The organism is Sphingobium sp. MK2 (assembly GCF_040170545.1).
Taxonomy (GTDB): Bacteria; Pseudomonadota; Alphaproteobacteria; order Sphingomonadales; family Sphingomonadaceae; genus Sphingobium.
Window position 1 is genome coordinate 75365 of sequence record NZ_JAZDXA010000017.1, and the last position, 13528, is coordinate 88892.

Consider the following 13528-nt stretch of genomic DNA (forward strand, 5'->3'; position numbering starts at 1 on the left):
ATCTAAACGAACCTTTTGCCAAGCTGTGCTCGGCGGACTTTGCATAAGCATTGCCCCACCAGCAGGGTCCAGACGCCATTTAAAAAGGCGATAATTCAGGGAGAAAACGGATGCCGAAAACCAAAACTCTTGCAAAGCTGCCACTTCTATCGCTGGTTTTAATGGGTGCCTCCGGAGGCGCCTATGCGCAGGCGACGGATGCGGGCCAGATTGCAAGTGGAGAGATTGGCGAAATCATCGTTACTGCACAGCGGCGATCTGAAAGTTCACAAAAGGTTCCCATTGCAATTACCGCGCTGGGTGCCACCCAGCTCGCGGCGAGCGGCATACGCGACGCCAAAGACCTTGCGGTCGCCACACCCTCTTTGCAGACAAACGATGCCTTGGGCTATTTTTTGCCTCGACTGCGCGGAATTGGCTCGACTTCGACCGGGCCGGGCATTGAAAGCGCCGTCGCAAGCTATATCGACAATGTCTACATCGCCGCGTCACCGGCTGCCGTGTTCAGCTTTAACAATGTCGAGCGCATTGAGGTGCTCAAGGGGCCTCAGGGAACGCTCTTCGGTCGGAACGCAACAGGTGGTCTGATCAATGTGATCACCAAAGACCCTTCTCATGTTGCCGGCGGCGAAGCGAGCATCAGCTATGGAAACTATGATATTGTTTCCGGCAGCCTTTATCTGACGTCAGGCCTGACCGAAGATATGGCGATCGATTTCGCCGCAACCGGACTGCATCAGGGCGATGGCTACGGCACCAACCTGTTCGACGGAAGCGATGCCAACAAGGTCGACCATCAGTTCAATCTGCGCAGCAAGCTGTTATGGACTCCCGGCGACAATACCGAAATCCGCCTGAGCGGCGACTATTCCGAGAATGCCGGCAACTATCCCGGCGTGCGCGACTTTACCAGCACCAGTCCGCTTTTCGGACCGCCCACCGGGGGTTCGGTATGGGACCAGAACGTCAATGCGGCCAACCGATATGAATTTAAAGGCGGCGGCGTTACGTTACGGGTCAATCAAGATCTGGGCGGCGTCAGCCTTGCCAGCATCACCGCCTATCGGAAGTCCAAATATTTCACTCTGTTCGATTTCGATATGACATCGACGCCCGCCCTCAGTCTCGCCCAGTTGCAAAGAGACAGCCAGTTCAGCCAGGAACTGCAACTGCAATCCGATCCCGCAAACACGATAAAATGGGTTCTAGGCGGCTATTATTTTACGGCAGAGTCGGAATTCGCCCCGTCGAGCCTGATCATCGAAAGCGCACTGCAGGGTCCTGATTCGCCCTTCTTCCCGATCACGCAGATTGACACCACGGGTAACCAGAAAACCCAATCGCTGGCAGCCTATGCCCAAGTTACGGTCCCGCTTGGTGAAAACACCAATCTGACTGGCGGCCTTCGCTATACGCATGACGAGCGTAAACTGGTCGACTCCGATCAGTTCGGATTTGCCGGTGCCATCCCCCTTGGTTCGTTATTACCGCCCGGCGACAAGGATCAGCAGAAGAATTTCAGCAAGCTGACGTGGCGTGCCAGCATCGACCACAGTTTCAATCCTGACGTCATGGCCTATGCTTCCTACAATCGGGGGTTCAAGTCTGGCGGCTTCAACCCCGGCACGCCGCTGGAACCAGCGTTTCTGCCTGAAACGATTGATGCCTTCGAAATTGGCATGAAGGCGACATTCTTCAACCGGAAAGTTCGTCTCAATCCCTCCTTATTCTATTATAAATATTCCAACATCCAGGTCCCCTTCCCAACCGCCGGCGGTGCTCTGGCAGTCATAAACGGACCGTCAGCCAAGGTTTGGGGGTTGGAACTGGATGGCGAGGCAGCCATCACCAACGCCTTGCGTGTGACATTCGGCGCAACCTACCTACACGATCGCTTTGGCAGCTTCCCTGGCGCGCTTGTCGCAACGCCGATCGCCACCGGCGGCAACGTGATCACATTTGGGGAAGCGGCCGGGAATCGCCTGCCCTTCACCAGTGACTTCAGTTCCAGCCTTGGCGCAAACTATAGGTTCGAGTTGGCCAATGATCAGGAGATCGTGCTGCATGGTGACTGGAGCTACAATGATGGCTTTTATACAGACGCTGACAATCGTCGCCGCCAGCGGGCCTACCATACCGTCAATGCATCGCTTGGATGGTCAATGAACGACGGCCAGGTTTCGGTCAAGATCTGGGGCAAGAACCTGGCGAATGAGGAGGTCCTCGTGCTTCAGACTGCGGCAATTTACGGTAGTTTTGCCAGTTATGCGCCTCCACGCACATATGGAGTGACCGTCGGGACGAAGTTTTAAGGGAGCAGATTATCAATGGAGTGGCGGGTGACCTCGTCAACTGCCGCTCCATTATCCAGTGTATTGGAAGCGCTCCGCCCAGATCAATTCAGGCCGGCGCGGAAATGAGACGGAGAGCAAAGATGAATTTCCCGATGAATATTTGGTATCAGGCAGCTTGGGCTGAGGAGATCGTCAACGACAAACCGCTTGCGCGAACCATCGCTGGTGTGCCCCTTGTCCTTTTCCGCGATGAAAACGGTAATGTTGCCGCATTGCATGATGTCTGCCCCCACCGCTTCGCGCCTTTGTCGCGCGGAAAGGTCGAAGACGGCATCATAAGCTGTGGCTATCACGGCCTTGCCTTCAACGGATCGGGAAAGTGCATAAACAATTTGCACGGGCCAACGCCAAAGGTAGGAACCAGAGCCTTCCCCGTCGCAGAGCGCCATGAAGCCATTTGGGTCTGGCCGGGCAATGCCGAACTTGCCGATCCAGCAAAAATTCGGGACCTGTCCTTTCTGGATAATACGCCGGAAACCGCCAAATTTCGTGGGTATATGCCCACGAAGGCCAATTTTCAGTTGTTGAGCGACAATATCCTCGACCTCAGCCACGCTAATTCACTGCATCTGGAATCCTTGGGAGGCATCCAGCCTGGCTTCAAGATGGAGGCCAGGGAGCTTGACGAGGGCGTGGAAGTGACCTGGACGGCTAAAAATGTCGAGCCAAATGGCCTGACCCGCGCCGCGATGTCGGAATATTCGCTTGTTGATCAGTATCTTCATTGTTCTTGGCGACCAGCAGGGCTGCTCATTCTCGACGGCGGCGCAAAAATGCCGGGTAGCGATGAATTTCTGGAAATGACCCGCGCCTTTCATTCCATGACGCCCGAAACAGATACCACCAGCCACTATTTCTTCGCTGTTACGCGAATTACGGATCTTGAGAACACGGACGTCACTGAAGCGGTCAAGAAACTCACTTATCAGGCATTCTACAACGAAGACAAGCCGATGATCGAGGCGCAGCAGGAACGCATGGGTACGGCCGAGTTTTGGTCCCTTCGGCCTGCCTTGCTCGCCATTGATAACGGCGCTGTGCGGGCGCGGCGCAAACTGGACAAGATCGTCGCTGCCGAACATGCTGGCGATCTTACAGCCGCAGCGGCCGAGTGATGTTCGGCTTTCACGGATATTGCTCCTTCTCCTTCGGGATTAGCTAAATGTTTCCATTCAAGGATGATCATTTCGCCCCTTTGAACCGCTGGTACATTGCCGCCTGGTCAAACGAGCTCACGACCACGCCGTTCGAACGCTGGATACTCGACGAACCCGTAGCCATGTACCGCACCGAAGATGGTCAATGTGTTGCAGTCGATGGACGGTGCCCGCATCATCTCTTTCCGCTTGGGAAGAGCAAGCTGAACGGCAACAATATTCGTTGCGGATATCATGGTCTCGAATTCGCACCCGACGGTTCATGCGTCGCGGCACCGTTTCTCGATCACATTCCGTCGAGCTGCCGGATCAAGTCCTATGCGGTTGCCGAACGGTGGGAATGGGTCTGGATCTGGCCGGGCGATCCGGCACTGGCAGACGAAAGTCTGATTCCAGACCATTTCGACATCAAGTTGACCGACCCTGCGTACCTCGCGGAACCGGCCCGCCATGCCGAAATCAACGCACGCTACCAACTTATCAACGACAATCTCCTCGACCTCACTCACGTCGAAGTGTTGCACGCATCCACGATCGGCGAGGCAGGCGTGGGCCGTGTGAAGGAAGAGGTTACCTCAGGCGATGGCTGGATAAAAAGCGATCGCTACTTGCCCGATACATCCGTGCCGCCCGCTTTCCAGTTGTTCTTAGGCGATCAGATGGTGGATCGCCGGTTCGGAATGAAATGGCAGATGCCCGCCCTGCATGTCGGTTATGACCTGTTCACGCAGCCCGCGTCGCAAGGCAACGGGGCACATGTCGGCCAGTTGAACGTATTCCATGCCGTCACCCCTGCGCGCAAGCACGCATGCCACTATTTCGTAGCGACGTCACGCGACTTTGGCGTCGAGGATAAAAATGCCAGCACGATGTTTCGCGCCGCTGTCTCCGCCACGCTGGACGAAGACATGTTTGCTGCGGAGGAAGTGGAAAGGCATCTTCAAGCCACGTCCACGCCGCGCGAATTGCTGTTTCGCTCCGATGCGACGCTCGTCAAAGGGCGGCGAATGCTTGAGGAATTGATGGCATCAGAAAAATCTCTGCTTGAAATCACGCGCTGATGACTGGGAACAATAATCAGCTCATGACGCACAAGGACCGCGTCGCTGTTGTCACCGGGGCAGCGGCAGGGATCGGACAGGCTGTTGCCGTCGGACTGGCCAGACGTGGTGCCAAGGTCGTTGGTATTGACATAGCCCAATCTGACGAAACAGCTCGCCTCGTCGAAGCCGCAGGAGGGCAATGGCTTGGGCTGAATGGCGACGTGTCGGCACCGAACGAAGTCGGAGATGTATGCAAAACGATCCTGGCAAAGTTGGGTAATTGCGACATCCTGATCAACAATGCCGGCATATTTCCTGCCCGCTCATTTGATGATCTTACCTTCGAGGAGTGGCAACGAGTCCTGTCTATCAACCTCAACTCCCAATTCCTCATGTCCAAGGCCATGGTTCCGTCGATGAAGACGGGAAATTGGGGCCGTATTGTAAATCTCACATCCAACTCCGTGCAGGTTCCCGGAGACGATCTGACCGCCTATAAGGCCAGCAAGATGGGCAGTATCGGGCTGACGCGCGGCATGGCTGCGGATCTGGGGCGCTTCGGGATTACGGTGAATGCCGTTAGCCCCTCCCTGACGCGCACCAAAGGCGTCATGGAATATGGTGCAGCACATATGCTGGACATGGCCGCAAACATGCAGGCGATAAAGCGAGTGGCAGAGCCTGCGGATATTGTCGGGCTTATGTTATTTCTGACCAGTGACGATGCCGAGTTCGTTACGGGTCAGACAATCTTTGCCGATGGCGGCATTGCCTATTCCTGATGTGTTGAGGCGCAATGGCAACTATAAGGCCATCGCGCCCCTTACAAAAATCGATATTCCGGCGCCCATGCCTTACGCGACGGTAGCCGGTTTTTCGTCCGGCGACCCGATGAGCAGCAACCGTGAAGTTGACACACTCTGACGGATTTTCGCTATGGATTGATATTCGGCACTTTCATACATGCCTTTTGCGGCTTCCCAATTTGGAAATTCGGTTACCGCCACGCGCTTCCATTCGCCTTCGAGCGCAAGGGCCGGAGCCACCCGTGCAAGAAAGCGTCCGCCCCATTGCGCCACAAGGGGTTCCGCCGCTTCACGATAGAGAGCAAATTGCTCGACATCGTCAACAGCGTCAATTTCCATGATAAGATATGCGGTCATTATTTAGCTCCTGCAAAGACATGCGGTTGGGACGAGACGAAGCAGAGCAAACCTCGGTCAATTCCCATCTTGGTCTCCCATGAACACGGAACGCCCTGGTGCAGCTCGCGGATCACGGGGCAGCCAACGATCGCGCTCGACCGCACTGAAGAACGCCGCCACCCTGCGGTTAAATTCTCCCGGCTCCTCAAGGTTTAGGCCATGTCCCGTGCGCGGCTCGATCCACAGGCCGGCACGCGGCAGGGTCCGCTTGAGAAAGATATTTGTCTCGATCACGGGATCATCCTCGTCTCCGACAGCCAGAAGCACAGGGACGTCGAGCGCGGCCAATTCTTCCTCGAAATCGTGGAGGCTAGGGCGTAGAGCCTGGCCGTTTCTCAAGGTTTGCGCCGAGCCATAGGCCGAATGCTCTGCCAGATATTGACGAAACTCCGCCCATCCGCGCGGGTCCTTATTGAGCAGTTGAATTCTGGTGGCACCGAGCGCCAGCCCTTCGGCACCAGCGACCATCCCTTCCGCCTCCATCCGATTGGCTCCAGCGATCGTGTCTTGCACAAAAGTGTCGCGGCCTCCGGGGGCAGCGCCAGATCCGCCGCTGCAAAAGACAAGGGAGCGAACCCGGTCGGGAAAGGATAAGGCGAACTGCAACCCTGCATAGGCCCCCATGCTCAGGCCGACAAGATGGGCGCTCCCGATGCCCAGATGATCCAGGATGGCAAGAATGTCATCGCGCTGCATCTGATAAGTATAGTCAGAGTCGTCGGCGGGCACGTCCGAAGGCGGATAGCCGCGAGCATTGAAGGTAATACAGCGGTAATCGCGGGAAAACCTCCGCACCTGCTGTTCCCAGGTGCGATAATCTGCAGCGAATTCGTGGATGAAGAGCACGGCGTCGCCTGCCCCGGTTTCCTCGAAATACAGGTTCACCCCGTTGCTGTTGATATAGGGCACGGCTCTCTCCAGTCGAAGCCGCTCCGGACGGCTCCAGTGCCATTCCCGGCGCGTGCGACATTTGTAACCCAACTACGGGCCGGGACCAATTTGTCAATCACATGAAAATATAAAATCGATCTTTTAATATGCCGATATGTCTGGTATTCATTAGGCAATTCGCGAGGAAATTTGATAATAAATAAGGAAAATCGATGAATCGTCCGATCTATCGGCTAGGCGCATTCTCGGTGGCCGGTTGCGCCCCTTTTGGCGGCATCCTCTTTCCCGATGATAGGGTATTGTCGCTGCACATGGCTGATCATGTCACGCCGCAATTGCCGGGGCTTGGGGGAGCGGAGACGCTCGATACGTTGATCGCACATTGGGACCGCAACAAAGCGGCGCTCGACGCAATTGTCGAAGCCATCGCGGCTTCTTCGGAAGCCTTGCCCTTGGTCCCGTTGGCGCAATTGGATGTCTGTGTGCCGCTTCATCCGCGCAACCTGATCTGTGCAGGGATGAACTATCGCAAGCATGTCCTGGATTTTTTCCAAGACGAAGAAGAGCGCGCTGGCTGGGCCGATCGTCTCGACAAGCGGGCCAAGGATGGTCTCTCCTTCATGTTTTCAAAGCCCGTGGGAGCGATTACGACCGCCGAGGCGGACATCGAAATTCCCCACGGCGTCGAGATGCTTGACTGGGAAATCGAACTGGTTGCGGTAATCGGGCGCAAGGCATGGCGCGTGGACCGCTCGGAGGCGCTGGACTATGTGGCGGGTTACACCATCGGAAATGATATAAGCGCCCGCGACCTGATGCCGCGTGACGATGTGCAGCCTGGGCTTCATGACTTCTTCGGCGGAAAGAGCGGCCCTGGCTTCAATCCGATCGGCCCGTTCATCCTGCCCAGCCGCTTCGTGCCAGATCCGCAGAAGCTTCACCTCACCCTTCGGCTAAATGGCCAGATCATGCAGGACGAAGGGGCAGAGGATATGATCGATTCCGTCGCCAAGCTGATAGAGTTCGCGTCATCGCGGACCATTCTCTATCCCGGAGACCTCATCTCGACAGGTTCTCCATCGGGCAACGCCAAACTACATAACCGCTATCTGAAGGATGGCGACGTGATCGAAGGGGAAATTCCCCAGATTGGGCGTCAGCTTCTGCGCTTCCGTCGCGAAGCTGTTATATCCAAACCAAAGATGGTGACCGTAGAGGCCTGAGCCTCGCGAACGGCCGCAGGTGAATGGAACGATCGTGAAAGTAACGCTGACCTTCGACAATGGACCCCATCCCGTCGGTACGCCGATCGTCCTCGACACGCTAGAAAAGCACGCGGTCAAGGCGACCTTTTTCCTACTCGGTTCGCAACTGGCCGATAACAATAATGTGGCGCTGGCACAGGAAACCGCTGGCTGCGGACACCTGATCGGCAATCATACCTACTCTCATAATGAAGCCTTGGGGCTCATGGCCGACCAGCAAGCGGCATTGCGGGAGATCACAGATACGGCTGCGATCCTCGCTCCCTTCGCCAGCCAACCGCGCTTATTCCGGCCGGTAGGCAAGAAGGGGATGATTGGACCACATCTGTTCAGCAATGAAACCTGGTCGTATTTATCTGCTGAACGGTACGACTGTCTGTTGTGGAACTGCCTGACCCGCGAATGGGAAAGGGAAGAATCCTGGCTCGAACCTACCCTGGCCGATATGTCGCAACGCCCATGGTCGGTCGTCGTGCTGCACGATGTCTATCCCGCGGCCATGCGCCACGTCGACAGGTTCATCCAGGAACTCAAAGCGCAAGGTGCTCAATTCACGCAGGAGTTTCCCGATGATTGTGTCGCCATGCGTGGAGGCAGCACCACTATCCTCGGCAAGGCGCTGCGCGATGCAGCCACGGCCAACGCCTGATCCTCCAATATTCAAACCGCTTAAAGAAAGGTCCCACGAGATGTCGATAGAAACCCTCGCCAATCCGCAGGACGTGCGTCAGGCACGCCATGCCAAAAACAAGGTTCGCCGCCTGCATCATCACGCACTGCGAACGATGGATATGGAAGCAACCCGCGCCTTCTATGAAGGAATCTTGGAAATGCCGTTGGTCGGCACCTGGAAGGAAGGCTTTGATCCGATCAAGGGCAAGAATTCTCCCTATCTACACTGTTTCTTTGAACTCGGCGATGGAAGTGCGATGGCCTTCTTCCTGTTCAAGCCGGGTGAGCGGGAGAAGCCGCCGCTGGTGCCACAGGACGCCTATGATCATCATATCTCGCTTCACGTCGGCTCGGTGGAAGACCTTATCATATTACGCGATCGCCTGCGTGAGGCAGGGTACAAGCATGCGGTGATGGACCATGGATATTGCTATTCAATCTACACGCGCGATCCCAACGGGCTGCTTGTTGAACTGACCGCTGATCCCGTGAACGGGCTGGAGATCGCCGAAGAGGCGGCCGAGAAGGCCGATGCAGAATTGCAGAAATGGCTCGACGGCGACTATTCGATCAACAACGAACTGCGCGAGATACCCACGTCGGTAATCCCAAGTTCGTCGCCTGAAGATTTGCTCGAAATCGTATCGCCCGACAATTGGCGTGCGCGGGAACTGCTCGCCCGCTGAACAGCGGTTGGTCACCATGTATAGCCGGGGGCAATATAGCCCTGCCCCCGGTCGTGGGTGAAGGCGTGAACGCATCAGTCTGTCCACTGCGTCACGGAACATGAAAAAGAGAGAGGCCAACGAGTTGCAGGGAAGGATATTGCTTGAACGTTCCGGTCAGGTCGCGTGGATACGGATACATAATCCGGCCAAGCGCAACGCTGTTTCGCTTTCAATGTGGCGGGAATTAGGTGCCGCGGTTGCCAGTATTGACGATGACATACGCTGCGTGATTGTACGCGGCGAAGGCGAAGAGGCGTTTGTTGCTGGCGCGGACATTTCCGAGTTCGGTGCCAATCGCCGCGAATCCGCTGCCGTGGCCGCCTATGACGAGGCAGCCGACGAGGCGATGCTGCGACTTGCCAATTTGCCGCAACCGACGGTGGCGATGATATCAGGATATTGCATTGGCGGTGGCATGGCCTTGGCCCTATGTTGTGATATTCGCCTCGCTTCTGCATCGGCGCAATTTGCCATACCGGCTGCCCGGCTGGGCCTGGGCTATGGTGTTGCCCATGTGCGCCGCCTGATGGATGCGGTGGGTGCGGCAAACGCAATGGATATGATCGCTAGCGCAGCGCGCTACGATGCCGGGCAGGCGCTGGCCATGGGACTGGTCAATCGCGTCCTTCCTTGCGACGATTTTGCAGCCCAGGTCTCCGACTATACTGCGCGCATCGCGGGCAATGCCCCTCTTACCATATCCGCAGTGAAATATGCGATCCGCAGTCTCCGGCCGGGGGGGGCGGTGGATGATCTTGTTCACAGCGCGGAACTGGCGACCGCCTGTTTTGCGAGCGATGACTATGCCGAAGGCGTGCGGGCATTTGGTGAAAAGCGACAGCCAATCTTTACCGGAAAGTGATGTAATGAGTGACCTGTCCCAATCCCCCCTGCCCCTTTCCCATCTCCGTGTGCTCGATCTTTCCCGTGTCCGCGCCGGGCCGACCTGCGTCAAATTCTTTGGCGATTTCGGCGCAGACGTTATCAAGATCGAACGCACCGATGGCGGTGGCGATCCGATGGGCGACAATCGCCATTCTTCGGATTATGTGAACGCGCAACGCAACAAGCGCGGCATGACACTTGATCTGAAACGTCCTGAAGGCGTCGCGGTACTGAAGGAACTGGTAAAAACGGCCGACATTCTGGTCGAAAATTTCAGGCCCGACGTCAAGTTTCGGCTCGGTATCGATTATGAGAGCCTTGCAGCGGTAAACCCGCGCCTGATTTACACGTCGATCTCGGCCTTCGGCGAATCAGGACCTTATCGCACCCGTCCAGGTTTCGACCTTATTGCCCAAGGGATGGGCGGGCTGATGTGGTTGACCGGCTATGAGGACCGTGGCCCTTTGCGCGTTGGCATTTCGCCGGCGGACCTTTGTGCGGGAATCTTCGCAGCGATGGGCACGTTCATTGCACTGGTCGAACGCGAGCGATCGGGCAAAGGGCAGTGGGTGCAAACCAACCTGCTGTCATCGCAGATCATGATGCTCGATTATCAGGCGATGAGCTGGCTGATGGACGGTCGCATTCCGCAGCAGCGCGGCAACGATCATCCCCAAATTGTCCCGACCGGCGTTTACCAGTCGTTGGACGGATTCTTTACCCTATCGACGGTGGGCAACGACAGCTACCTGCGGCTTTGCGATGCGCTGGATGCACCTGAACTGGCAAGCGATCCCCGTTTTGCGGATGCGCGGTTGCGTGAACGCAATCGCGACGCGATGAATATTGCGATCAACGCCGCCACCATCCGTCGGACTTCGGCCGAATGGGTCGATATTCTCAACCGCGCGGGGGTTCCGGCGGGGCCGATCTATAAGCTGGATGAGATGTTTGAAGACCCTCAGGTCAAGGAAAGCGGAATCGTACAGCCGATCGAACATCCCGAACTGGGCGAAGTGAAGGTGCTTGGCCAACCGATTACATTGAGCCGTACGCCAGCGCAATTTCGCCGCGCGCCGCCCGCCTTGGGCGAACATACATCCCAGATCCTTGCAGAAGCAGGCTTTCCCGCAGAGGCAATCGCCGAACTTGCCGCTGCGGGCGTGGTCTGAAGTCCGCCACCATAAATATTGCCGAACGACAAGGAAGTCCTATGCCAGAGCCCCTTAGCCAGCCAGCCTTTGACGGCGAAATCCTGTTCCGTAAATCGACCCCGCTTTCGGATCTGCGGGTTCGCTATCAGGGTTTTGCGCCCGCAGAGACAATCCTTCCAGCCGGAACGATAATGCGGGAAGGTGCCAGAGCGCTCACATGCGACATTCTGTTTCAACGCGATGTTCCGGTCAAACTGCGCGATGGTACGACGATCTACACCGATGTCTTCCGACCGATTAATTCCGGGCCAGTGCCGGCCATTCTGGCCTGGAGCCCCTATGGCAAAAATCTGGGAGGCTTTCATCTTGATGACTTCCCCTTCCGCATGGGCGTTCCCAATTCACTGGTCAGCGAACTGAACAAATGGGAAGCACCGGATCCTGCGGTCTGGTGTGCGAGGGGTTATGCTGTGGTCAATCCCGATGCGCGGGGCACCTACACCTCCGAAGGTGATGCGTGGTGCTGGTCGCAACAGGAAGGGTGTGACGGTGCCGATGTAGTTGACTGGATCGGAACGCAGGACTGGTGCAGCGGCAAGGTCGGCATGGCGGGTAATTCATGGTTGGCGGCATCGCAATGGTTCATCGCAGCGGAGCGGCCGAAGCACCTTGCAGCGATCGCGCCATGGGAAGGATTGAGCGACCTCTACAACAATGTGGTCTGCACGGGCGGTGTTCCAGATATCGGCTTTATGGACTATCTCATTACCCTCAATGCGGGAAAAGGCAGAATTGAGGATATTGTGGCGATGCTGCGTAAATATCCCCAGTTCAACGCTTACTGGCAGGACCATGCAGCGCGGATCGACCAGATCCAAGTGCCTGCCTATGTCGTTGCCAGCTATTCAAGCCCGCTGCATGTCCATGGTACTTTTGATGCTTTCCGTGCGCTGAAGTCCGACAAATGGCTGCGTGTACATCCAATCCAGGAATGGCCCGATTTCTATGATCCGGCCAACCAGGAAGATCTTGCACGGTTCTTCGACTTCTATCTGAAGGACCGCGAAAACGGCTGGGAGCAGACACCGAAGGTACGGATTTCGGTTTTCTCGACCGGCCCGGACAATGCCGTTGTCGAAAACCGTGCCGAAGCCGATTTCCCGCTGGCACGGGAAAGATATGTCGCTGCATATCTGGACGCTGCGGACATGACCGGATCGACCGATGCGTCCGCTTCACCGGCTTCGATCACCTTCTCCGCGACCGAAGGTGAAGGCGTGGCATTCGAATTTACCGCGCCTGAAACCATGGAAATCATCGGCTATCCCGAACTGGTCCTTTATGCCGAAGGCCTTGAGACTGACAACTTCGACCTGTTCATCCGGATGCAGAAGATCAACCTCGATGGCACGGTATTTCAGGCACTCACCCTACCGGAAGACAGTCCAATCATCCGGGCCAACCGCGATCAGGTCTTTGCCACGCGCGATACTCCATTCAAATATATTCTATTCTACGAAGGCCCCTGGGGCCGTATCCGCGCATCGCACCGCGCTGTCGATCCCGACCGTTCCCGCATCGGGAGGCCCTATCTCAAAAATGACAGCACCGCGCTGCTGGGGCAGAACGAACTCGTGATGCTACGAATAGGCCTGACGCCTACCGCACTGGAACTCAAGCAGGGCGAAAAACTGCGCATCAACATTGAAACGCGCGACGCAATGCACATCCCTTATGGCGACGCACAATCCCCCCAGTTGCGTCAGGGACAGATCGTCATCCACACAGGCGGCGACCATCAATCGCACCTGCTATTGCCCAACACCATCGGCGCATAGGCTGAGGGTCGGAATCTGAACAAGGCGCATGGGGATTGCCGGATACGTCTCGGCTGGCAGTTTGGCGACTGCCAGCCAACAGCGTTTGGAAATACCCATTATCGGAAGCGTTTATCCGCCCTCCGCCAGCGAGGATGTCGGTCATTGGTCGACGGGATCGGTCCGCACCGACCATGGCGCATTGAAAATCATCAACTGCATGCTGCTCAAATTATGCTGTCGTCATACTAGTTAGATCTATCTATCGATCTGGAATTTCATCTATTATTAACCGCACTGCACGATAATGGATAATAAATATAAGCGGTTCTAGCGCAGGTTTCAGGGGATGATGAT

12 protein-coding genes are annotated in these 13528 nt (G+C 56.4%); 10 read left to right on the top strand and 2 right to left on the bottom strand.

What is annotated here, in order from left to right; translation table 11 throughout:
• Nucleotides 1-110 precede the first annotated feature (110 nt).
• From V2I08_RS10040 to V2I08_RS10055, 4 genes are all read left to right on the top strand, one after another.
• On the top strand, nt 111-2312 hold the full coding sequence (locus V2I08_RS10040) for a TonB-dependent receptor (protein WP_349634973.1): 2202 nt from the start codon (nt 111-113) through the stop codon (nt 2310-2312).
• A gap of 122 nt (nt 2313-2434) precedes the next feature.
• A complete protein-coding gene (locus tag V2I08_RS10045) occupies nt 2435-3469 on the top strand; it encodes an aromatic ring-hydroxylating dioxygenase subunit alpha (protein ID WP_349634974.1) in 1035 nt (344 codons plus the stop codon).
• 47 nt (nt 3470-3516) lie between these two features.
• The gene (locus tag V2I08_RS10050; protein WP_349634975.1) at nt 3517-4572 is read left to right on the top strand and encodes an aromatic ring-hydroxylating dioxygenase subunit alpha; all 1056 of its coding nucleotides are present in this window, start codon (nt 3517-3519) and stop codon (nt 4570-4572) included.
• Between the two features lie 23 nt (nt 4573-4595).
• On the top strand, nt 4596-5336 hold the full coding sequence (locus tag V2I08_RS10055; RefSeq protein ID WP_349634976.1) for an SDR family oxidoreductase: 741 nt from the start codon (nt 4596-4598) through the stop codon (nt 5334-5336).
• Nucleotides 5337-5408: 72 nt separating this feature from the next.
• On the opposite strand, the gene V2I08_RS10060 is transcribed toward V2I08_RS10055, so the two are convergent.
• Both V2I08_RS10060 and V2I08_RS10065 read right to left on the bottom strand, forming a co-directional pair.
• A complete protein-coding gene (locus V2I08_RS10060) occupies nt 5409-5717 on the bottom strand; it encodes a DUF1330 domain-containing protein (protein ID WP_349634977.1) in 309 nt (102 codons plus the stop codon).
• A 57-nt stretch (nt 5718-5774) separates the two neighbouring features.
• Nucleotides 5775-6668 (bottom strand): alpha/beta hydrolase, encoded by an 894-nt coding sequence (locus tag V2I08_RS10065; RefSeq protein ID WP_349634978.1) that lies wholly within the window; start codon nt 6666-6668, stop codon nt 5775-5777.
• Between the two features lie 443 nt (nt 6669-7111).
• Here V2I08_RS10065 and V2I08_RS10070 point away from each other — a divergent pair, with 443 nt between their 5' ends.
• The 6 genes from V2I08_RS10070 to V2I08_RS10095 all read left to right on the top strand — a co-directional run bounded on the left by V2I08_RS10070 (nt 7112) and on the right by V2I08_RS10095 (nt 13192).
• Nucleotides 7112-7873, top strand: coding sequence for a fumarylacetoacetate hydrolase family protein (locus V2I08_RS10070; protein WP_349634979.1), 762 nt, complete (start codon nt 7112-7114; stop codon nt 7871-7873).
• Between the two features lie 34 nt (nt 7874-7907).
• Nucleotides 7908-8564, top strand: a complete 657-nt coding sequence (locus V2I08_RS10075) for a polysaccharide deacetylase family protein (protein ID WP_349634980.1) — start codon at nt 7908-7910, stop codon at nt 8562-8564.
• Nucleotides 8565-8604: 40 nt separating this feature from the next.
• The gene (locus V2I08_RS10080; protein ID WP_349634981.1) at nt 8605-9273 is read left to right on the top strand and encodes a VOC family protein; all 669 of its coding nucleotides are present in this window, start codon (nt 8605-8607) and stop codon (nt 9271-9273) included.
• Between the two features lie 100 nt (nt 9274-9373).
• Nucleotides 9374-10177, top strand: coding sequence for an enoyl-CoA hydratase (locus V2I08_RS10085; RefSeq protein WP_349634982.1), 804 nt, complete (start codon nt 9374-9376; stop codon nt 10175-10177).
• A gap of 4 nt (nt 10178-10181) precedes the next feature.
• The gene (locus tag V2I08_RS10090) at nt 10182-11372 is read left to right on the top strand and encodes a CoA transferase (protein ID WP_349634983.1); all 1191 of its coding nucleotides are present in this window, start codon (nt 10182-10184) and stop codon (nt 11370-11372) included.
• Nucleotides 11373-11413: 41 nt separating this feature from the next.
• Nucleotides 11414-13192: a CocE/NonD family hydrolase gene (locus tag V2I08_RS10095; RefSeq protein ID WP_349634984.1), complete on the top strand. Its 1779-nt coding sequence runs from the start codon at nt 11414-11416 to the stop codon at nt 13190-13192.
• Nucleotides 13193-13528: the final 336 nt, after the last annotated feature.

Coding starts and splice junctions, on each gene's coding strand:
- V2I08_RS10040 (WP_349634973.1), top strand. CDS start 111: ATGCCGAAAACCAAAACTCTTGCAAAGCTGCCACTTCTATCGCTGGTT.
- V2I08_RS10055 (WP_349634976.1), top strand. CDS start 4,596: ATGACGCACAAGGACCGCGTCGCTGTTGTCACCGGGGCAGCGGCAGGG.
- V2I08_RS10095 (WP_349634984.1), top strand. CDS start 11,414: ATGCCAGAGCCCCTTAGCCAGCCAGCCTTTGACGGCGAAATCCTGTTC.
- V2I08_RS10090 (WP_349634983.1), top strand. CDS start 10,182: ATGAGTGACCTGTCCCAATCCCCCCTGCCCCTTTCCCATCTCCGTGTG.
- V2I08_RS10085 (WP_349634982.1), top strand. CDS start 9,374: ATGAAAAAGAGAGAGGCCAACGAGTTGCAGGGAAGGATATTGCTTGAA.
- V2I08_RS10080 (WP_349634981.1), top strand. CDS start 8,605: ATGTCGATAGAAACCCTCGCCAATCCGCAGGACGTGCGTCAGGCACGC.
- V2I08_RS10050 (WP_349634975.1), top strand. CDS start 3,517: ATGTTTCCATTCAAGGATGATCATTTCGCCCCTTTGAACCGCTGGTAC.
- V2I08_RS10060 (WP_349634977.1), bottom strand. CDS start 5,717: ATGACCGCATATCTTATCATGGAAATTGACGCTGTTGACGATGTCGAG.
- V2I08_RS10045 (WP_349634974.1), top strand. CDS start 2,435: ATGAATTTCCCGATGAATATTTGGTATCAGGCAGCTTGGGCTGAGGAG.